The sequence below is a fragment of the Bacteroidetes bacterium GWF2_43_63 genome, assembly GCA_001769275.1.
GTDB lineage: Bacteria > Bacteroidota > Bacteroidia > Bacteroidales > DTU049 > GWF2-43-63.
Genome location: MEOQ01000009.1, coordinates 87327 through 108784, shown reverse-complemented (window position 1 = coordinate 108784; position 21458 = coordinate 87327). Strand labels below are relative to the sequence as shown.

At 36.6% G+C, this 21458-nt stretch carries 17 protein-coding genes; 16 read left to right on the top strand and 1 reads right to left on the bottom strand.

The window, feature by feature from the left end:
* Positions 1–12: 12 nt before the first annotated feature.
* The 14 genes from A2W93_04765 (at position 13) to A2W93_04700 (ending at position 15476) form a co-directional block, all read left to right on the top strand.
* Positions 13–1266, top strand: a complete 1254-nt coding sequence (locus tag A2W93_04765; protein OFY56068.1) for a hypothetical protein — start codon at positions 13–15, stop codon at positions 1264–1266.
* A gap of 677 nt (positions 1267–1943) precedes the next feature.
* Positions 1944–2957 (top strand): capsule biosynthesis protein CapI, encoded by a 1014-nt coding sequence (locus A2W93_04760; protein ID OFY56067.1) that lies wholly within the window; start codon positions 1944–1946, stop codon positions 2955–2957.
* A 127-nt stretch (positions 2958–3084) separates the two neighbouring features.
* Positions 3085–4467, top strand: coding sequence for a hypothetical protein (locus A2W93_04755; protein ID OFY56066.1), 1383 nt, complete (start codon positions 3085–3087; stop codon positions 4465–4467).
* Positions 4468–4705: 238 nt separating this feature from the next.
* Positions 4706–5689, top strand: coding sequence for a hypothetical protein (locus A2W93_04750; protein ID OFY56065.1), 984 nt, complete (start codon positions 4706–4708; stop codon positions 5687–5689).
* Positions 5682–6938 carry a hypothetical protein gene (locus A2W93_04745; GenBank protein OFY56064.1) on the top strand — a complete coding sequence of 419 codons (1257 nt, stop codon included), beginning with the start codon at positions 5682–5684 and terminating at the stop codon, positions 6936–6938. Before A2W93_04750 ends, A2W93_04745 begins: the two co-directional genes overlap by 8 nt.
* Entirely contained in the window at positions 6931–7539 is a 609-nt protein-coding gene (locus tag A2W93_04740; protein OFY56063.1) for a hypothetical protein, read from the top strand. Before A2W93_04745 ends, A2W93_04740 begins: the two co-directional genes overlap by 8 nt.
* 42 nt (positions 7540–7581) lie before the next feature.
* A complete protein-coding gene (locus tag A2W93_04735) occupies positions 7582–8694 on the top strand; it encodes a hypothetical protein (protein ID OFY56062.1) in 1113 nt (370 codons plus the stop codon).
* A 215-nt stretch (positions 8695–8909) separates the two neighbouring features.
* Entirely contained in the window at positions 8910–9314 is a 405-nt protein-coding gene (locus A2W93_04730) for a hypothetical protein (GenBank protein ID OFY56061.1), read from the top strand.
* On the top strand, positions 9301–10428 hold the full coding sequence (locus tag A2W93_04725; protein ID OFY56060.1) for a hypothetical protein: 1128 nt from the start codon (positions 9301–9303) through the stop codon (positions 10426–10428). The genes A2W93_04730 and A2W93_04725 overlap by 14 nt, the downstream gene beginning before the upstream one ends.
* The gene (locus tag A2W93_04720) at positions 10403–11572 is read left to right on the top strand and encodes a hypothetical protein (GenBank protein OFY56059.1); all 1170 of its coding nucleotides are present in this window, start codon (positions 10403–10405) and stop codon (positions 11570–11572) included. Before A2W93_04725 ends, A2W93_04720 begins: the two co-directional genes overlap by 26 nt.
* Entirely contained in the window at positions 11569–12780 is a 1212-nt protein-coding gene (locus tag A2W93_04715) for a hypothetical protein (protein ID OFY56102.1), read from the top strand. The genes A2W93_04720 and A2W93_04715 overlap by 4 nt, the downstream gene beginning before the upstream one ends.
* Entirely contained in the window at positions 12773–13477 is a 705-nt protein-coding gene (locus A2W93_04710; GenBank protein ID OFY56058.1) for a hypothetical protein, read from the top strand. The genes A2W93_04715 and A2W93_04710 overlap by 8 nt, the downstream gene beginning before the upstream one ends.
* Before the next feature lie 8 nt (positions 13478–13485).
* Positions 13486–14388 carry an NAD(P)-dependent oxidoreductase gene (locus tag A2W93_04705; protein ID OFY56057.1) on the top strand — a complete coding sequence of 301 codons (903 nt, stop codon included), beginning with the start codon at positions 13486–13488 and terminating at the stop codon, positions 14386–14388.
* On the top strand, positions 14388–15476 hold the full coding sequence (locus tag A2W93_04700; protein ID OFY56056.1) for a hypothetical protein: 1089 nt from the start codon (positions 14388–14390) through the stop codon (positions 15474–15476). The genes A2W93_04705 and A2W93_04700 overlap by 1 nt, the downstream gene beginning before the upstream one ends.
* 613 nt (positions 15477–16089) lie before the next feature.
* On the opposite strand, the gene A2W93_04695 is transcribed toward A2W93_04700, so the two are convergent.
* Complete coding sequence (locus A2W93_04695) at positions 16090–17409, bottom strand: hypothetical protein (GenBank protein OFY56055.1); 1320 nt, start codon at positions 17407–17409, stop codon at positions 16090–16092.
* A 462-nt stretch (positions 17410–17871) separates the two neighbouring features.
* On the opposite strand from A2W93_04695, the gene A2W93_04690 reads away from it, so the two are divergent.
* Both A2W93_04690 and A2W93_04685 read left to right on the top strand, forming a co-directional pair.
* Entirely contained in the window at positions 17872–19065 is a 1194-nt protein-coding gene (locus tag A2W93_04690; GenBank protein OFY56054.1) for an AAA family ATPase, read from the top strand.
* 988 nt (positions 19066–20053) lie between these two features.
* The gene (locus tag A2W93_04685; protein ID OFY56053.1) at positions 20054–21265 is read left to right on the top strand and encodes an AAA family ATPase; all 1212 of its coding nucleotides are present in this window, start codon (positions 20054–20056) and stop codon (positions 21263–21265) included.
* The last annotated feature ends 193 nt before the right edge of the window (positions 21266–21458 follow it).

The following is a 21458-nucleotide window of genomic DNA, read 5'->3' as shown; positions in this document are numbered from 1 at the left end:
CTATTATTCGTAATGACTTACTATTCAAGAATCATTGAAACCGAAATTGAGCGAAAACTTCTCGCTTCGGGGGCGTTATTGATAAAAGGTCCTAAATCGTGTGGAAAAACTGAAACTGCAAAGCAATTTGTCGAAAGCATTTTACAGGTTGACAAAGATGAACAAGTCCCGGTTATTATAAATATTGATCCGGGTATTTTATTGGCCGGAGCCACACCCAGATTGCTTGATGAATGGCAGAATCAGCCAAAATTGTGGAATTATGTGCGGCATGAGGTTGATGAGCGAAAAAAATCCGGACAGTTCATTCTTACCGGTTCGGCCAATCCTGACGAGGACGTAAAAATGCATAGCGGAGCAGGACGTTTTACCATTGTAGAAATGCAGACTATGTCGTGGCAGGAAATGGGCTATTCTTCCGGTAAAGTTAGTATGAGGCAGCTCCTTGATAACAGAGCCGTTCCATTTCTTAATGTTGAGCTTCCGCTTGAACTGATTATTGAGAGAATGATAAAAGGCGGTTGGCCAGCGCTCCTTGACAGAACATTCGCTGATGCCATTCTGTTAAACCGTGGTTATGTCGATTTGCTGGCTGAAACAGACATGAGCAGAGTTTCAAATATAAAACGTGATCCGAGGAAAGTGCGGTCACTACTCCGTTCGATTGCCCGTAATATTGCCACAATGGTTGATAATTCAACGCTCGAAAAAGATATAAAGGGGATTGAAGATGCCGACATTTCGCGCCCTACTATTATTGATTATCTGGATGCATTGACCGGGTTAATGATTTTTGAAGAGCAACCGGCATTTAATACACATATAAGATCGGCAAATGCACTACGCAAATCACCAAAGAGGCATTTTTGCGACGTGTCGCTTGCTATTGCTGCACTTAAGCTTAATAAAGAGGCGCTTTTGAAAGACCTGAAGTATTGTGGCTTCTTATTCGAATCGATGGTTTATCACGATCTGAAAATGTATGCCAGAGCTAACGATGCCGATGTCTATCATTATCGTGATTCTACAGGGCTTGAAATTGATGCCATTGTTCACCAACGCGGGGGAGTCTGGGCTGCTTTTGAAGTAAAACTCGGCATTGGAATGATTGATGATGCTGCAAAAAATTTATTGAAATTAAAGAGTGTTATTGATCCAGGTAAAATCGAAATGCCAGCTTCATTAAACATTATCACCGGTACCGGAATGAGCTACACCCGACCCGATGGCATAAATGTGGTTTCGTTGGCTGCGCTGGGGAAATAGCATACGGCTTGCGGATCAGCTATCAGCTGTCAGCCATCAGCGAAGTCCAGTCCGCAAGGCACGGGATAATCAGTTGTCAGCTCTGAGACGGGGCTTTGTTGTTACAATCGTTACAGACGTTACAATCGTGGAATTTATCACGCTGCATTTCGACAGGCTCAATGACCAGCGGGAGACGTTACCAATCTTTCCCAGAATCTCGTATTCCCACATTTCCACATAAGCAAATTTTCTCGTATTTTCGCACCCAAAATAAACCATCAAATTATTAATTTTTCAACCGAACGATGAAATCGTGAGCTCATGAACTCCTTTGAAACTAATTTAATGAGTGAATAAATTTTCAAATTAACTTATCGTATTTCAAATCATTTCCAGAATCGAATATTATCACATTTCCACATAAGCGAAGCTTCACATTTTCACATTAAAAAAATATGCTCCCCCAACTAATCTCTCTCCCCAAAATATCCGACCCGCGCGGAAACATTACGCTTTAAAAAATTGATAAAACAAATGTCTTTCATTTCCACCATAAAATCCAGCATCTCAAACTTCTTCAATAAAGGACATGAATGTGCGCTGGCGAAGAAGTGAATCAATATATTGACATTCTGAAAAGTTGATAATTGCACAAAACATACTGCAACAATAGTAATATTAGAATTTTGAAAACAATGAAAATCTTAGTAACGGGAACAGCAGGATTTATAGGAATGCACACGGCCATTGCGTTGATTAATAAAGGACATGAAGTAATAGGCCTTGATAATATCAATGATTATTACGATGTGAATCTGAAATACGCACGGCTGGCTGAAACCGGAATACTAAAGGATGAAATTGCATGGGGACGTTTGATCAAAAGTCATAAATACCCCAACTACATTTTTATCAGACAGAATATTGAGGACAAGGGTTTTATGATGGAACTTTTTAAAATGGAAAAGTTCGATTATGTAATTCATTTGGCTGCTCAGGCAGGTGTGCGTTACAGTATGGAAGCGCCTGATATTTATATTCAGAGCAATGTGAATGGCTTTCATAATGTACTGGAGGCATGCCGTCATTACCCGGTTGAACAGCTTATTTATGCAAGCAGTTCCAGTGTGTATGGTAACAACAAAAAGGTTCCGTTCAGCGAAGATGATAATGTAGATCACCCGGTAAGTTTGTATGCTTGCACAAAAAAATGCAACGAGCTCATGGCAGCAACTTACAGCCACTTATATAAAATTCCGTGCATTGGCTTGCGCTTTTTCACAGTGTATGGTCCATGGGCGCGGCCTGATATGGCTTTGTTTCTTTTTACTGATGCTATTATGAATGACCGACCCATAAAGGTGTTCAACAATGGCGAACTCTCCCGCGATTTCACTTATATCGATGACATCGTAAACGGCATTGTTACTATAGTTGATAAAGGCCGATTGAATAAAGAAAAACTGTATGACATTTACAATATAGGCAATGGAAAGCCCGAGAAGCTGCTTGATTTTATTCACCAAATTGAAGCTGCACTCGGCAAAGAAGCAAAAAAAGAATTTTTGCCTATGCAAGATGGGGATGTAGATATGACATGGGCTGATATTTCAAAATTGAAAACTGATTTTGACTTTCAAGCAAATACTATTATTTCAAATGGAATTTTCAATTTTGTTGATTGGTATAAAAATAAAACAACTTTTTGAATCAAGCATACTTATTCAGCACGACTAGATTTCAAAAAGTATTGTTTTATAATAGTTGAACGTAGTACATAATTAAATCATGTCAGATAGTATTATCAAAAAAAGTATTTTGCCGTTGATAGGAAGCATGGGTAAATACTTAATACAGATCGTAAGAGTTGGTATTATTGCTCGCTTCGTTCTTCCTGAGGATTATGGGATAGTTGCAGCTGTTCAAGGAATTATAGGCCTTTCAACAATTCTTGGTGATTTTGGAATGACAACAGCTGCACTCCAGAAAAGGACACTGTCTTCGAATTCAGAAAGTGCATTTTTCTGGTTTAATGTTGTAATCGGTTCACTTTTAGTAATTATTTTATCACTCATTGCACCATTTATTGGTAATTATCTTAATAATTTTGAAGCGGTTAATATTGTATATGCGCTCGCTATAAATTATCTTATCATTTCTCTTTATTCACAAGCACTTGTGAAATTAAAGAGAGAACTTAAGTTTAAAAGAATTACATTATTAGAAATATCGACCACCATTGTTTCTTCATTCGTTGGTGTAATGCTTGCTATAAACGGTTATAAATATTGGTCATTAATATATATGCAGCTAGCCGATAGCATTTTGTTGTTATTTGGATATTTTATTCTATCAAAATATAAAATTAGAAAATTCAAAATTGATGATGAGATTAAAGGATCCATGAAATTTGGCATTTCAGTTAATATAATGAATGTCTTAAACAGGATTACTAAAAACGCGGATTTATCACTGCTTGGTAGATTCGCAGGCATAACAGCAACTGGGTTTTATTCCAGAGCCATTTCTTTGACAAATATTTTAAATACACAATTAAGAGGTACGATTTTCACTGTTTCCTTCCCAATTTTAGCTAAAAATCAAGATAATGATTTAGTGTTTTTTAAAAAGATATTTGAGAGCTATGCATTAATTGTTTTTATAAATTGTTTGATAGGAGGTGTTTTATTTTGGTTTGCGGATGTAATAATTTCATTATATCTTGGACCTGGGTGGGATGACGTTGTTCCTCTTTTGAGAATAATTTCAGTAAGTTTTCTGTTTCTGCCGTTTAATACAATAAGTGATCAAATACCTCTTGCAAAAGGAGATTCATTATCATATAATAAAATTGGCGTTGCAAAAAACGTGATCAAACTCTCATTAATTATTAGCGGCACTCTATTTTGGGGCCTTTGGGGGTGTGCATTAGGCCTGGTTATTAGCGAATTTGTAAATGTATTTATTATTATTTTATTGATGAAAAAGTACACTCTTCAAATAAATAAGTTTGTCCTCACTAGTTTATTCCCATTCTTGTTTTGTTTGTCATCAGGCATAGTGTGTTATGTCTTAAATTCGTTAGTAGTTGATAATATTTTTAATAAATTAGTAGCTATAGCACTTTATTGTACTTTATTTTTCTTACAGTATATTGCCGTACCTGCTAATAGTAATTACGAAAAGATAAAATTTAATGCTTTCTTCTCGAAAAAATAGTTTAACGCAATTCAGTTTAAAATTGTTGCTTTGGCTTGTGCCGATCAACTGTGTTATATTCGAATTGTATTTGCTGTTTGGTGGGATTTTTAAATATGCAACCTATATAATCTCCCCAATAATTATTTTTATTCTCCTGATTAAAATCTTTAGTTCTATTAAATCCATCAATAGCAACAGTTATTTACTAATTGTTTGCTTTTTTATTACCGCATACTGCGTTTATTTTCAGTTTTTCATGTTCGGGGGTACTATTAATAATTTTGTTTTATGGAACATCTATGGATTCGCAACTTGGCTTTTCCCAGCTTTTATTTTGTATTCAAGAAGCAGTAAAGAGCTTTATGCATTTATTAAGGTGGTGAAGAGAATATCAATTTTTGGGCTGGTTGTAGGTATAGTGTTTTTATGCATGCAATATTTTACACCAATTAGTATAAGAAGATTTTCGTCAGCAATGCTATTTGGGTCATGCTTATTACTAATTATCTTTGTGGTTTATGGGTTGAGAAGCAAACGAAATTTAATTATTTTGGGTGTTATAATATTTTTTCTTTTAGCATTTTCAAGTAATAAAAGAGAAGATTTACTATTTGCATTAATTATGTTTTCTGGTTTATTGATATTCACACATCGAAAGCATAAAAAATGGAAAGTATTTTTGTACGTTTTCAGTGCTCTTGTTTTATTTTTTGTTGTATTACAACCTGAGGACGTGATTGAATTTTCTGAAAGAATTTTACCGCAAAAAATTAAAATTAATGATAAGTCAATTTCTGAATTGTTGTTCGAAGATTCAAGAGGGACTCTACCACTGGATTTTTACGAGGATATTAAAAGTGATTTGCTTACTGGACGAGGATTAGTTGGCATGTATGCGACTCCCACATTTTCACCATACTATGATCAAAATTTTGGAGGAAGAGATATAATTGAAATTGGCTATTTGCAAATCATTTTAAAAGGAGGTGTTTTGCTATTAATAACTTATTTAATAATTATTATTAAAGCGGTATCATATGGTCTCTGGAGGACTAAAAATACTTTGACTAAAATATTTGCTTTTGCAATTATTGTTCACATGCTTGTCATGTTTTGGGCAAGAGTCCCAGCTGCAGACCCGTATTTCATGCTATTATGGCTTCTTGCGGGTTTTTGCCTATCGAAATCAATTAGAAATCTTACTAATGATCAGATTAAAACAGCGTTAAAGCATGTATAAAATTGTTTGGATTACAAACACTCCTCTTGCTGCAGTTAAGCAAAAACTTAATCTTGGCCTTTTTGGCACTGGAACCTGGATGGACAATCTTTTAACCGGGCTGTTAAAAAGTAAAGCGTATGAATTCTATATAATTTCACCATATCCAATTGAGAACTTTTCGTTTGTCGAGGAAGGAATAACTTTTTATATAATACACAGTAACCTTAGCATTTATAATTCTACTGAAAAAGAATTTTTATACCAAATTAAAAAAATTATTTTTAATATCAAGCCTGATCTAATTCACATACATGGTAGTGAAAGGCGTTCTGGTTTGTTGTGCGAGGAGGGAGAGATTATCAATGTCCCAATTATTATTTCCCTTCAAGGATTAACTAGTCAAATCTCAAAGGTCGTTATTAAACGAATTTTTAAAGCATATCACATAGTCTTAAAGTCTGATGAATCGTTTTATTACAAAATGAAGGATTTATATTTCCAAACCAAATACGTGATTAACATGTTTCGTAGTGGGTTACGTGAAAGGAGAATATTGAAAATCAATAAGTATTTTTTTGGAAGAACCGACTTTGATAAGAGTACACTGATGAAATTTAATTCGAAAGCTCGGTATTTTCCTGAGCCCAGAATTTTAAGAGAACCTTTTTATCATGACAAATGGGAACTTAATAAGGCAGACAGAAATAGTATTTTATTATTGAACATTAGGGGTCCTGCGAAAAGTGCCGAAACTGCAATTAGAGCTTTGATTTTATTAAATAGCAAGTATCCTGATATTGAACTTAGAGTTGGCGGAATTGATGAAAAAGGTTATTATGGTCAATATTTGATGAAATTTGCACGCAGAAATAATTTATCATCGAAGGTGAAATTATTAGGATACTTGTCAGATTATGAAACAATTAGATGGCTTAAAAAATCTCATGTTTTCTGCTTGACATCACTAATTGAAAATAGTCCAAACACGCTGGCAGAAGCTCAAATGATAGGTCTGCCATGTGTTGCTCATATTACTGGAGGTGTTGCATCCTATGTCGATGATAATAGCGCTTTGAACTATTTTAATAATAACAATGCGGATTTAGCAAAAAAAATAGAAATTGTTTTTTCTGATGATGAGTTTGCTGTTAGTCTGGGTCAAAAGGCATATGAAGTTAGTCATAGAAGACATGATATCGAAAAATCTATAGCAATGGTTGGAAGTGCTTACCAAACAATTTTAGAACAAAATACACAGCATGAATAGAATTTTTAATAAAATGTATTTTATTTGGAATGCAGTTTCATCCACCATTAATACAAAATTCATTCGATTAAAATGCACATTGATTGGTGTTGATTTAGGCAAGCACTCAGTTTTTCATGGAAAGCCAATGCTCTATAAATGCAATGGGTCTTCTATATCAATTGGCGAAGATTGTAGATTCCGATCCCGAATCAGGATGAATTTTCAAGCTGGTATTATGAGACCTTGTACAATTGAAACCTTGACCAGGAATGCTAAAATACAAATTGGCTCAGGATGCGGTTTTAGTGGCACTATGATTTCAGCGGCTGAAAAAATTGTAATCGGTAATAATGTTATGTGTGGAGCCAATACTTCAATTACTGATACAGATTGGCACGGAATATATCCAAATGAGAGAGCTTCGAAATTTGCAAAGAAGGCTCCAGTAATTATTGAAGACAATGTTTGGCTTGGAATGAACGTTACAATACTGAAGGGTTCTGAAATTGGTGAAAATTCTGTAATTGCTGCTAACAGTGTTGTTTCAGGAAAAATTCCACGAAATTCACTTGCCGGTGGCATTCCAGCTAGAGTAATAAAGACCCTCGAAATTAATTAAATGCATATTTTATTTTTAGGTACCAGCAGCTTCCCTTTCGGCATGGCGGAAGTTGAAAAGCAAACCCTCATTGGACGATCCTTGCAAGAACAAGGATGTGAAGTCACCTTTGTATGCAAGAAAAGCTTTAATTACGATAGCGACCTGCCATATAAGGGAACTGTTCATGATATTAATTATATCTATACAAGCTTCTTATCGAGGAGACATAAAAACAAAATAGTAAATAGGATACTGTGGAGCATTGGCGGAATTGTAGAAAAGCTATACCTTCTTTTTGCAAGATATGATTGTGCTATTGTTAATTCTCGAAATTATATGGAAGTTAAATGTTATTCGTTTATTATACATTTGCGAAAAAAGAAAATATTCCTTACCCACGTTGAGGATTACAGAAGTATGCATCCTGAAGCAGATGGCAAACTTTTAAAGCGAATTGACGCCTTCGAATCATTGACATGGTCGAAAATTGACGGAGTATTCCCTATAAGTGAAGAACTCAGAAGACAGGTAATTAGTAAAAATCCCAGTTTACCAGTTTTTAATATCCCTGTTTTGGTAAACCCTGAAGATGCAATGAATGCGATTGATGTCGATCCAATTAACGAAGATTATTTTATGTTTTGCGGCTCGTCTGATTATGAAAAAACGATCATTCAAATTATAAGAGGTTTTGAGGGAACAAAAGGGAACATTAAATTACTTCTGGTTTTAAATGGTGGGAAGAGAAGTATGGAAAATGCTGTCCATTTGATAAAAAGTTCAAGATTTTCCGATAGGGTAGTGTTGAAATCTGCATTGCCCAAAACCCAGTTATGGGGCTATTATACTCGGGCAACAGCATTATTAATTCCCTTAAATTTTGATCAGCGAGATAAAGCACGGTTTCCTCATAAAATTGGAGAATACTGTGCTTCAAAAGGTGTGATCATAACAAGTCGCTGGGGAGAAATTCCGAACTTTTTTACGAACAAGCAAAATGCAGTTTTATTGAATAGTGACGATCCTCTCGAGCTAAGTGAAGCTATGAAATTTGTAGCCGATAACAAAGAAATTTCAAATAAAATGAGATTACAGGCATTTGAACTAGCTAGTGGCCCTTTTAATTTCGCAAATCATGGTGCAAGTATTTTGAACTTTATGAAAGGTTCATAAAGTTAATAGAAATTGCAAGCAGATGCTGACATTCATTTTTCTGATAGGCATATTTGCATCTGGTGAAAAAGTCATAAAAGTAAAATCGTTTAAATATGATGTTTCAAATTAAACTGGTAATCTACAATTACTGCGAAAATTTCCTTAATCTATTTCCTGATTTTTATTTAGGGAATCGGTTAAGACGCCTTTTTTACAAGGCTTGCTTCAGAAAGGTGGGAAAAGGTTTAGGTGTTAATGTTCATTGTCATTTCGAAGCTACAAAGAACATTGTTATTGGCGATAATTGTTCATTCAATAGGGGTTGTTGGATTAGTGGTGGCGGCGGATTAGTTCTGCACAATGATATTATATTAGGCCCCAACGTCATAATCCATACAGCAAATCACAATTTTTCAAACCCTAATATTCCTTTTAGAATTCAAGGGCATACATTTGAAAAAGTCGAAATATTTAGCAATGTATGGATTGGAGCAGGAGCTGTTATTTTGCCTGGAGTAACAATTAATGAGAATTGCATTATTGGAGCTGGAGCGGTCGTAACAAAGGATATTCCTTCAAATGTTATGGTTGCTGGTGTTCCAGCAAAGGTTATAAAAACTATTTATGAGCAAGATTAAAATAGCATTTATTATTAGTAATCTCGGCCAGGGTGGCGCTGAACGCCAATTCTTGGAGTTGATTAGAAACATAGATAAGTCAAGATTTAATGTAAGCGTTTGCTTATATGCAGTTAATAAAGGTGTTTTTTATGATGAGATTGAAAGTGTTGAAAATATTATTTTTACAAAGAAAATACTCAAACATGAAAACAAATTGCTTAAAATTCTTGAGGCAATATTTTTTATAAGAAATTATTTATCTAAAAATGTTTTTGATATTGTTTTTACTTCTTTATTTATGAATGGTCTCTTGGTAAGGTTGGCTGCTTCAAGAAGAAATTATAAAAATAAAGTCGTTTCAACAATCAGAAACTCATTTTCTATTTATACGCCAAAGCATATATTTATTGAGAAATATTTTATTAAACGTTCTTATATTGTAGCAAATAGCAAATCAGCGGCTAATGATTTTAAAGCAATTTTAAAAAAGAATATAAATCAATCGCGTATTCAGTTCATTTACAATGGGTATGATAAAAATAGATATTATGTAAGTGAAAAGAGAAAGCCAGATGAAAAACTAATATATGGAAATGTAGGGCGCATGACAACACAGAAAAATCAGATTCAATTGTTGAGGGTTTTTTCAGGTCAAAAGAAAGATTCCTATAAATTACAAATTATTGGTTCTTTCAGTGATGAAACAGAAAAACTAGTAAGTTATGTTGATTCTAATGGATTAAAAAATTGTGTTGAACTAATTGATAAAGTTCAGAACATAGAGGACTATTACAAGGGTATGGATATATTTATTCTATCCTCTTTTTATGAAGGCTGTCCAAATGTGCTGTTTGAAGCAATGCTCAGCAAGTGTTTTTGTATTATTTCAAAGCATGCAAACTCGGATGGATTTATTATTAATGGAATTAACGGTTATGAATATGATGGCACTGACGATGACTTGTGTTTGGTTATCGAAATAACACGTAGTGTTTATAATACTGAAGAAGGGTACAATATCATTGAAAATGGATATAAATATGCCGTAGAAAATTTCAGCATGGAAGCTATGGTATCAAACTACGAAAAACTTTTTATTGACATATATGAAAAAAATCAAGGTTGCAATTAGTCAAAGGATAATTCCGCATTATCGAGTACCAGTTTTTACTGAGCTTTCTGAACGAAAGGACATAGATCTTACTGTGTTTTACGGGAAGGGGTTTAAGTCAGGAGCTTCGGCAAATGCTGAGAAAATTGATGGGTTTAAACATGTGAAATTGTTTACTATTTTTCTTTCGTTTTTAAACAGATATAATAAGCAACTAATAGTTTTTCATCCCTTTCTTATTTTCAGGCTGCTTTTTGGGAATTTTGATGTGATAATCGTAGAACCCACTACAAATATTTTTAATGATTTAATTATATTTCCTTATTGCAAACTTTTTAAAAGAAAATTCATTTGGTACGAAGCAGGTGCGGTTCCTGAAAACGAAAGAACTGCAAATAGAAAATTCATGGATCCGATTGTTAATCGTATGACTAAGAAGGCAGATGCGTATATAACATATAATTCATTTGCTGATAAATATCTGATGGAATATTTAAATATCCCCAAAGAAAAGATATTCAGAGCACAGAATGCATTAGATACTAAAGAGATATTCGCTGCAATTGAAAAGTTCAGCGGGAGCATTGACAAAAAGAAGGCTGAATTAGAACTCTCAGATTGTAAAGTTGCCTTATTTATTGGTGGTATCGAAAAACGTAAGAGAATTAATAATTTAATTTCAGCCATTGCGAATATTAATAAGGCTGGTATAAAGGCAAAGACATTAATTGTTGGAGATGGCTTTGATATTCAATGGATAAAAAGTCATATGACAGCCGATGAGTTAGAATGTACAATCTTCGCCGGAAAGCATATTGCAGACGCAGTGCTCTATATTTTAGTATCAGATGTAGTTGTTCTGCCTGGTCAGGGCGGGTTGTCAATTAATCATGCCTATGCCTGCAAAAAACCCTTTATTGGAACTAGGGAGTCTGTGTCTCCTGACACAGACTCTATTTATGATTATGTTACTGATGATTTAAATGGATATGTTATTAATATAAATGACATTGCTGCATTAACGGAAAAATTGAAGATTATTTTTACGCAGTCTGATCTATATGGAAAATTGTGTGCAGGAGCATTTGAAACATCAAAAGTCATTGATGTGCCAAACATGGTGGATGGTATTGAGAACGCTGTAAAATTCGTATGTCAAAAATGAAAATCCTCCTAACCAACAACTATCATAACCGTCGCGGCGGTGCCGATGTTGTGTATTTTAATACTGCCGAACTGCTAAGAAAACATGGGCATCAAGTAGTTGATTTTGCATTAAGAGTTGATAAAAATGAAGAGAGCGAATATTCACATTATTTTCCCGAAAGTACTGATTATAGGACTGGTTCATTGTTCAAAAAGATGTTGTCAATTAAGTCTTTTATTTATAATAGAAAAGCGAGTCGGAATCTGAGTGCACTAATAAAAGACGAAAAGCCTGATATCGCACATATACATTTGTTTTTGGGCGGCCTTACAACATCAATAATTAGTACATTAAAAAAATGCAATGTGCCAACAGTTCACACGGTTCATGATTATCGGCTTATATGCCCGGCTTATACATTTTTGGATCGAAAAAACAATGTATGCGAGTTGTGTAAAGATGGTTTGTATTTAAGATGTGCTTTTCACCGCTGCTCATTAGAAGGTCGTTTTTCACATAGTATGATGCTGACTTTGGATGCCTATTACAGAAAGTATTGTAAAAATCCCTCGAAATTAATTGACCAGTTAATCTTTGTAAGTAATTTTTCCAGAAACAAGCATGCTGAGTTTAATAGCAATTACGCATTAAATGCAAATGTTTTGTACAATTTCAAGCCCGGAGTTTTTTCAATGTCTGTTGTTAAAGGTAATTACTTATTCTTTTATGGAAGACTATCTCGCGAAAAAGGAATAGAACTTTTAATAAAATGTTCGAAAAGACTTAAATGTAAGTTGATAATTGCTGGTACAGGGCCATTAATGGATGATTTAATAAACCAGAGTGATGAATACCTAGAGATTATAGGATACAAAAGAGGAGAAGAACTTTGGAATTTAATTCGTAATTCTTCATTTGTAATTGTACCTTCTGAATGGTATGAAAACAATCCATTAACGGTTGTTGAATCGTTTTCATTCGGGAAGCCTGTCATTGGTTCAAATATTGGCGGAATACCTGAGTTGCTTGAGCATGGCCGAGGTATTTTATTTGAACCAAAAAATGAGAGTTCAATGATGACTGCCATTGATAAGGCAATGAAAATGTCAAATGTAGAATATAATCAAATATCAAAGACCGTGTTTGATTTTGCAACTGAGAATTTCTCAGAGGATGCTCATTATAAAGCGTTGATGAATATTTATAAATCCGCATTACATGATTAAAAAACTAATAACCCGAATAATTCAAAAAATGGGGCGTGTTGGTTATCAAATTGATCCGGCACTAAATAATTCAGATATAATTATTGAATTAAAAATCCGATTTTGTCAAGCTATTAGAGGAAGCCTGTTAAGACCTTTTCTGAAAGAATCAAAAGGTGTTATTTTCAAAGGAAAGAAAGTCAAAATTAGATCAAAGTCAAGAATCAGATTAGGGAAATCGATTATTATTGGCGATTACGTAGAAATAAATGCATTATCTAGAGGCGGTGTAACCATTGGAAATAATGTTTCCATTCATAAATACACTATTATTGATTGTACAGGAGTAATCAGAAATTTAGGTGTAGAATTGATTATTGGAAATAATGTTGGTATTGCACAAAATTGCTTTATTCAGGTCAGAGGAAAAGTTGTTATAGGCGACAATGTAATTTTTGGCCCCAATGTTTCAGTGTTTTCCGAGAATCACATTTTCGAGAATCCTGATTTGCCTGTTTCTGTCCAGGGTGAAACAAGGAAAGGTGTTACAATTGAAGATGGCGTTTGGGTAGGAACCAAAGCTACTATTCTTGATGGAGTAACGGTTGGGAAGAACAGTATCATTGCGGCAGGCAGTATAGTTACAAAGGACGTACCTCCATATTCTATTGTTGGAGGTGTGCCTGCAAAAGTGATTAAATACAGAAAACAAATCTAATAACAAAGATGAAAAAGAAAATCTACATTGCCGGTTGCGGCGGTATGCTTGGTGAAGCTTTTTATCATTGCTTCAGAAATGATTATGACATTAAATGCACGGATAAGGATGTGAATGAAGATTGGCTCTCATTTCTCGATTTCAGAGACTATGATGCATACAAAAAAGATGTCAAGGAATTCAACCCCGATTATTTGTTTCATTTGGGTGCATACACCGATCTAGAATTTTGCGAAGAAAATGTAGCCGACACATACAAGACTAATACTACTTCGGTTGAAAATGCTGTATATTTAGCCAACAAACTCGATATACCCTTGTTGTATATTTCAACTGCCGGAATATTCGATGGTCATAAGGAGCTTTACGATGATTGGGATACGCCAAATCCACTGGGGGTGTATGCTCGTTCTAAATATATGGGAGAGCGGTTTGTAGTTGAAAATGCAAGACGCTATGTTATCTGCAGAGCTGGCTGGATGATGGGCTCAGGTCCAAAAAAAGACAAAAAATTCATTCAGAAAATAATGAAGCAGCTGAAGGAAGGGAAAAGAGAACTTCATATTGTGAATGATAAAGATGGGACACCAACATATACCCACGATTTTGCTAGAACCGTTAAAGAATTGATTGAAAAGGAATTTTGGGGATTGTATAATTGTGTGTGCGGTGGTCAAACCAGCCGCCTTGAAGTGGCACAGGAACTTTTGAAAATTCTAAAAATTGAAGATTCTGTAAAGATAGATGTAGTTACTTCAGAATATTTCAAACGAGAATACTTTGCTGCAAGGCCTGATTCAGAGCGCTTGCTCACAAAGAAGCTCGATCTGAGAGGCGTAAATCATATGCGCGATTGGAAAGTTTCGTTGAAAGAATATGTTGAGAATTATTATCAGGGATATATTGATTGATGAATAGCAGAAGAAAGAAAACGGTTGCTATAATTGGAAGTGTTGGCTTACCAGCCAATTATGGTGGATTTGAAACGCTGGTAAATTATTTGACTATTGAAAAAAGCAAAGACTTTGACATTACTGTTTTTTGTCAAAAAGCTCCCAAGGAAAAGAGAATAAAAGAATATAATGGCAGCAAACTCCGCTATTTGCCATTTAAAGCTAATGGAGCTCAAAGTATAATTTACGACATAGTATCAATTGCTTTGAGTTGGTTCAAATATGATTCACTCTTAATTCTTGGAACCGGTGGATGCATGATACTTCCTTTTTTCAGGCTCTTTAAGAAAACGAACACAGTTATAAATTTTGGAGGATTGGAGTGGAAAAGAAATAAATGGGGTAAGATTGGAAGCTGGCATTTGAAGTTATCGGAGAAAATTGCTATTCGAAATGCCACTTCAATTGTTGCAGACAACCAGCATTTTTGTAATTATATAAAGGACGTTTATAAAAAAAATAGCACCCTCATTGAATATGGTGGAGATCACACTGAAAAAATTCAGATTGACAAGCAACTATTAAATAAATATCCGTTTCTTGCCAATGACTATGATGTAAGTGTTTCGCGCGCGCAGGCTGACAATAATTTGCATCTACTTTTAGAAGCGTATAGTAAAGTGCCAGAAAGAAATCTGGTTCTTGTTTCAAACTACAACAAATTTGAATATGGTAGAGCGTTGAAAAACAAATATTCACATTTTCCAAATCTGTTTTTGCAGGATGCGGTTTATGACCAAAAAGAACTTGATGCAATCAGAAGTAATGCTGATTTATACATACATAGTCACTCTTTTTGCGGAACAGCTCCATCGTTGGTTGAAGCCATGTGTTTAGGTTTGCCAATTATAGCTTTTGATGTAACAACCAATCATTTCACAACAGAAGAGAAGGCATTATACTTCAAAGATGAAACTGATTTGTTCGGAATTATTTCAAAACTGGATAAAGAGCAAACAGAAAAGTTATCGAGTGAAATGTCATCGATTGCGCATAGACGATATACATGGAAAAACATTTCGAATAAATATGCTGAATTGTTTTAATTTGGATTACGTTTAGCTCATAATGTTTTAAAGCTTAAAGATTGCAATATTTTCTAGATACCATAATTTTACATTCCTTGAAAACATTGATTGGGAGCGGGTTCCGGTGGTAAGAATTATAAGATAATAGATTTTTAATATCTCTCCAAAAGACGGCCTCCGGAAGATTATTTTGGGCGCCGTTTTTTCTATGCCGGCACCACCAAGCGCCCGCCCGAATGGATGATCAGCATTGGGCTTGAGTGGTTTAGCCGGTTGCTGATGGAGCCGCGAAGATTGTGGAGAAGGACTTTTGTGTCGGGGCCAACTTTTATTTACGATGTGCTACGCACCAAAGCAAGTGGAAAGTCCATAAAGTAGAAAGTTTATAAAGGCGAAGTTTGGAATTTCGCCACTGAGCCACGAAGGCACGGAAGATTTTTATTGTACAATCTAAAACGGGCTTCATCACAGATGAAGCCCGTTTCGTATCTGCGCAAATCGGAGGACCTGCTGAGGAAATTTCACGGTTTTAATCTGTGTAAATCTGCGCTAATCTGTGGACAAAAAACAGACGTTTGGAATTTTGCCACTGAGATATACCGTTAATTTCCAAAAAATTCGCAAACTTTTTTTAAGTTTGCACTGGGTTATTCTCCAAGACCTCGCATGATTCATCCTTTGTTGATGATTGAGGCGTGAGAATAGCCTTTCTTTTTTTAGAGTTTGACCTGGATATTGGAGCGTCAAGATTAAGGGGCTGGTATCTGCGGGCACGTTCACTGATGGGGTGATTGTTTGCCTGACTATCAACTGATTTCTGCCGGTTTATAAGATCGATTTTTTCAGTAAATGGAGTGTTGGTCATCAGCATTCCCCACAAAACCCGAAGTACCTTATGCATAAGTATGCCCATTACGGCATTGTGCTTTTTACCCTTGGCTTTGTGCTTGGCATATATATCGCGGAAGTACTGATTATGTATAACAAGATTATGCGCAATAAGGTACAAAACCGCCCTCATTTTTGCACTTCCCTGTTTACTCATTTTTACTTTGTAAAGGCCATCACCACTTTGTTTGAAAGATGGATTTACACCATAAAAAGATGCAAGCTGATCTGTAGATCCAAATCTTTTGTAATCTCCGATTTCAATCAAAAACGATGTGGCAGTCCAATCAGCGATGCCTTTCACGGTATTGATCACTTTCAATTCCGGAGTGTCCTTATAAACAGAGACCAGCATTGCTTTGTATGTATCTATTTCATTGTTCAGATACATTATATCCTGGCTGTACTGTGAGATAATTTTTCGGGTGATGTCACCCTGTAATGATGCTACGCTGTTTACTGCCAGTTGTTTAAGGACAGTCGCCTTTTTCTCGCTGATGCCCTTGATCTTTGTCAGCCCTTCAATTTTTGCTTTTGCGACAGCTTTTGCATCCGGATACTTTTCGATTAGTCTCAAAACCCATGCTGGCACCGAGTCTTTAACGTACTTTAATATCTCAGGAAAAGCGCCATACAAAAGCTTTTCAAGCTGATTGAGTTTGGCTGTTCTTTGCTTAATCAGAGCTTGAATCATGCTGTACAAAAGCTGCATTTCTCTTTCATATTCGCTCTGATTGGTACTTTTTTCCCAGTCATTTTCTCTCAGATTATGGTTGTTAATCATGTAAATTGCAATGCCATATGCACTAACGCCATCATCAACAACAGTCTTCATCAGACTTTGTATCTGATATTTTACTGCTCTGGGATTAAACTTGAACACATGCAGTTTTGAATTTGTTTTTCTGATTGCATGAAGCGCGTTAATCCAATTGCGTTCATATCCTCCCGTGTTTTCAACCCCTACAAAAACGTCTTCTGAACGAGAAAGCAATGAAGTAACTTTTTCCTTAAGAAGTTGATGCCCATCTCTTTGATCATCGAGCTGAAAATCAGGTTCCAAAGGTTCTCTGGTCGATGACAGGATGCAGAAATCCGCATATCCTTAACTGACATCAATTCCCATAAAAATACTTTTCTGTTTCATTGACGGTTGTTTTTAGTTTTAAAATTGTCAAATCATGATACTTTCTTATCAAATGCGATTTTTGGAAATCAAGATATACCACGTATTGGATTTGACATTTGGGGGTCTCTCAGTGACAGCATCACAGTGCTTTTACACAAGCCCCCTCAAAGTCAAATTTATTGATATTTTGCTTTTTCTGTTTCAAAATACAAACATATAAGACACTAAGGCACGACATTAGACGCGGAAGAACGCTGAAACATCTGAATAAATCTATGATAAAAGCGGATAAAAGAAAAATACGTGTTGATTTTAGATTCCCGCCTTTCAAAAAAACACTTTTTATTACCACATTAAGCAAAAAAAGACTATATTTGCTTATTCTATTAAGCAATTATGAACGAACTATACGAGCGATCGGAACGCAGAATCAACAATGTGTCCACCGACTTTAACCGTGGGCTCATGGATTCCATTAACTGGAATGCCCGTTTGATTGGGATACGGGGTGCCAGGGGAGTGGGGAAAACCACCTTGCTGCTGCAGCATTTAAACAGCATACGCAAGGATCCTGATGAAGTTTTGTATGCCAGCCTCGACAACCTGTGGTTTGCCAGTCATTCGCTGCTGGATCTGGCCGACGATTTCGAGAAGAAAGGCGGTCGATATCTGTGCCTGGATGAAGTGCATAAGTACCCCGACTGGTCCATCGTCCTGAAAAATCTGTATGATGATTTTCCAAAACTGAAGATCGTTTTTACAGGTTCATCCCTGCTTGAAATTCTGAATGCCCGGGCCGACCTTAGCCGGCGCGCAGTGGTTTATTCTATGCAGGGTCTTTCGTTCAGGGAGTACCTCAATATGACTCTGGATCACAATTTTCCGATAGTATCGCTGCATGACCTTTTGAAAGGACATGTGGAAATAGCCCGCGAAATCAATAAAGTCATCCGGCCACTGAAACATTTTCCGGTGTATCTCAAACAAGGGTACTACCCCTTTTTCACTGAAGGCGCCGATCTGTATTTTCAACGCATCGGTGAGGTGGCCAATATGATCCTGGAAATTGAACTTCCCCTGCTCAGGAAGGTGGAGATTCAGTATGTGTCAAAAATCAAACAACTGCTGCAGGTCATTTCTGAGACAGCACCTTTTATACCCAATGTGAGCAAACTGAGCGAAAAGATCGGCATTAACCGGAATACCCTTTCAACCTATCTTTTCTTCCTCAGAGAAGCCCACCTGACCCGAAACCTTTATCGTGATTCAAAAGGAATCAGTCGCCTGCAGAAGCCCGACAAAATTTTTCTTGAAAACACGAATTTCATGTATGCTTTTGCACCCGAAGAAGTGAATACCGGCAGTCTGCGCGAAACCTATTTTATGAACCAGCTTGAGTATGCACATCGCGTGGAATATACTGCTGAAGGCGATTTTCTGGTGGACGGCCGTTATGTTTTTGAGATTGGTGGCCGATCGAAGAATGACCGGCAAATTCGCGGAATTCCTCATGCCTACGTCGCCGCTGATCATCTGGAATCCGGCCACAGCAACGTTATTCCGTTGTGGATGTTTGGCCTGCTTTATTGAGCGTGAAGGACCTTTGTGTCGGGGCCAACTTTTATTTACGATGTGCTTCGCACCAGAAAAGTGAAAAGTTTATAAAGTAGAAAGTTTAAAGGCGAAGTTTGGAATTTCGCCACTGAGCCACGAAGGCACGGAAGATTTTTATTGTACAATCTAAAACGGGCTTCATCACAGATGAAGCTTGTTTTGCATTTGCGTCAATATGCAGTACTTGTGGTCTTAATCCATTCGTGGAGATTCGTGTCATTCGCGGAAGAAAAGAGGCGCAGCGGCGAAGGTTTTCGGGGAGACCCCGGCTCCCATGAACTCTGAACGCTGAACAAGGAAGTGAGTCGCGATAGCTATCGCGAGATGAAGTAAAATTCACTTCAAAACTTACTTCTTACTTCAGAATTCCTTGTTTCTTGGGAACTTGTCCCGCTTCGGCGGGATGATTCGAAAGCTCCGGCCGGGAACTCAGTAGTTCATAAAGTAGAATGTTCATAAAGTAGAAAGGACCTTCAAATCCAACATCAGCTCTCAAATCTCAAATCAAAACTCTAATATCTTATATCATGATGTCTTGGCGCCCTTGTGGCCAATCTCTCTGCGACTTTGCGAGCTCTGCGCGATACAACTGAATCAGTCTTCACCGCAGGTGAAGGGTGATTCGAATTTGCGTCAATTGAATAGGCTGCTGAGGGAATTTTACGATTTTAATCTGTGAACATCTGCGTTAACCGAGCGCGTAGCGCGAGCTCATGAGTACCGCTGGAAAATAATTTAATGAACGAATAATCTGTGGACGAAGAAGATGCTGCGTCTTCGAAGGTTTTCCAGGAGATCCCGGCACGGTATCAGAAGCTGAAACGCAATCGGTGACCGGGAACTCAGTACGCCAATGAAACGTGCTTCAGAAATCATATAATGACAAAGTGTTTGTTAATAACAAACATTAGTTTGCGTTTATAACGAAAAATAGTTATCTTTGTAAACGAAAACTATTCATTCCATGATATCCAGACTCGTAATAGAACAGGTAATAAAGTCACAAAAGGAACGGCTGGCTTCAATCAATACCGGATTATTGAGAAAGGTAAGCGGTTATGAGCGATTAAGCAGTCACGCCTTTATACTCTGCGGTATAAGGCGCTGTGGGAAAAGCACCGTTTTGCAGCAGATTCACGAATCCCAAAAAACGGAAAGCATTTATCTGAACTTTGAAGATCCGCGCCTGGCCGGCTTCGACATAAGCGATATGAACCGGTTGCATGATATCGGCAAAGAAAAGAAAGTAAAGGCCTATTACTTCGATGAAGTTCAACTGGTCGATCAATGGGAGAAATTTGCCCGTTTCAGATTGGATGAAGGATACAGGATTTTCATTACCGGATCAAATGCCACCATGCTCAGTACTGAGTTAGGGAGCAAACTCACCGGAAGGCATATATCGAAAGAGTTGTTTCCGTTTTCGTACACGGAATTTCTTGCTTTCACCAAACGGAAAGCAGGTAAGTCGTCCATGATGAAATATTTGGAAGGGGGCGGCTTTCCCGAATATATTAAAACCAATCTGCCCGATGTACTTATGCAGACATTTAATGATATTATTGCCCGTGATATAGCCATCCGTTATAATATAAAAAACAGCACGGTATTGCGTCAGCTGGCGGTGTGGCTGGTTACCAATGCAGGAAAGCCAGCGAGCGGAAACAGTCTGCGAAAGACATTCGGAATAAAGTCGGCATCTACCATCATGGAGTATCTGTCGTATTTTGCCGACGCCTATTTATTTTTCTTTGTACCGAAGTTCAGTTATTCAAACAAGGTACAGATTGTTAATCCAAGGAAGGTCTATTGCATTGATAATGGATTTATCCGGGCCAACTCGGTTTCATTCAGTGATGATTATGGCCGCTTGCTGGAAAACCTGGTATTTATTGAGTTACGAAGAAAGCACAAAGAGATTTTCTATTTCAATGAAGGAAAAGAATGTGATTTTGCCATTGCAGAAAAAGGTAAAATCACCTCACTTTATCAGGTTTGCTGGCAACTGGATGAAGATAATACAGACCGGGAAGTGAACGGACTTCTTGAGGCCATGGAATTTTTCGGCATTAAAACAGCCAGAATCATTACCGCTGATCAACAGGATTCATTTCATGTTGCGGGTAAAAATATTTTGGTTGAACCATTTCATAAGCATTTTTCGCATGAAGCATGACGCATGCGGCTTAGGGCATGAGATTAGACGCGGAGTAACGCGGAATATTACTAACGCTTAAGGCTTAATGTTTAAGGCTTAAAGAGCGGTGAAAATTACATCCACAAAATCTTAAGCTTTATGCTAAGGAATTTCTGAAACGGGCTTCATTCGCTGAGGTTTTGCCACTGAGACACGAAGGCACAAAAAAAAG

Coding starts and splice junctions, on each gene's coding strand:
- A2W93_04735 (OFY56062.1), top strand. CDS start 7,582: ATGGCGGAAGTTGAAAAGCAAACCCTCATTGGACGATCCTTGCAAGAA.
- A2W93_04750 (OFY56065.1), top strand. CDS start 4,706: ATGTTCGGGGGTACTATTAATAATTTTGTTTTATGGAACATCTATGGA.
- A2W93_04760 (OFY56067.1), top strand. CDS start 1,944: ATGAAAATCTTAGTAACGGGAACAGCAGGATTTATAGGAATGCACACG.
- A2W93_04705 (OFY56057.1), top strand. CDS start 13,486: ATGAAAAAGAAAATCTACATTGCCGGTTGCGGCGGTATGCTTGGTGAA.
- A2W93_04725 (OFY56060.1), top strand. CDS start 9,301: ATGAGCAAGATTAAAATAGCATTTATTATTAGTAATCTCGGCCAGGGT.
- A2W93_04745 (OFY56064.1), top strand. CDS start 5,682: ATGTATAAAATTGTTTGGATTACAAACACTCCTCTTGCTGCAGTTAAG.
- A2W93_04710 (OFY56058.1), top strand. CDS start 12,773: ATGATTAAAAAACTAATAACCCGAATAATTCAAAAAATGGGGCGTGTT.
- A2W93_04700 (OFY56056.1), top strand. CDS start 14,388: ATGAATAGCAGAAGAAAGAAAACGGTTGCTATAATTGGAAGTGTTGGC.
- A2W93_04715 (OFY56102.1), top strand. CDS start 11,569: ATGAAAATCCTCCTAACCAACAACTATCATAACCGTCGCGGCGGTGCC.
- A2W93_04755 (OFY56066.1), top strand. CDS start 3,085: ATGGGTAAATACTTAATACAGATCGTAAGAGTTGGTATTATTGCTCGC.
- A2W93_04690 (OFY56054.1), top strand. CDS start 17,872: ATGAACGAACTATACGAGCGATCGGAACGCAGAATCAACAATGTGTCC.
- A2W93_04685 (OFY56053.1), top strand. CDS start 20,054: ATGATATCCAGACTCGTAATAGAACAGGTAATAAAGTCACAAAAGGAA.
- A2W93_04765 (OFY56068.1), top strand. CDS start 13: ATGACTTACTATTCAAGAATCATTGAAACCGAAATTGAGCGAAAACTT.
- A2W93_04740 (OFY56063.1), top strand. CDS start 6,931: ATGAATAGAATTTTTAATAAAATGTATTTTATTTGGAATGCAGTTTCA.
- A2W93_04720 (OFY56059.1), top strand. CDS start 10,403: ATGAAAAAAATCAAGGTTGCAATTAGTCAAAGGATAATTCCGCATTAT.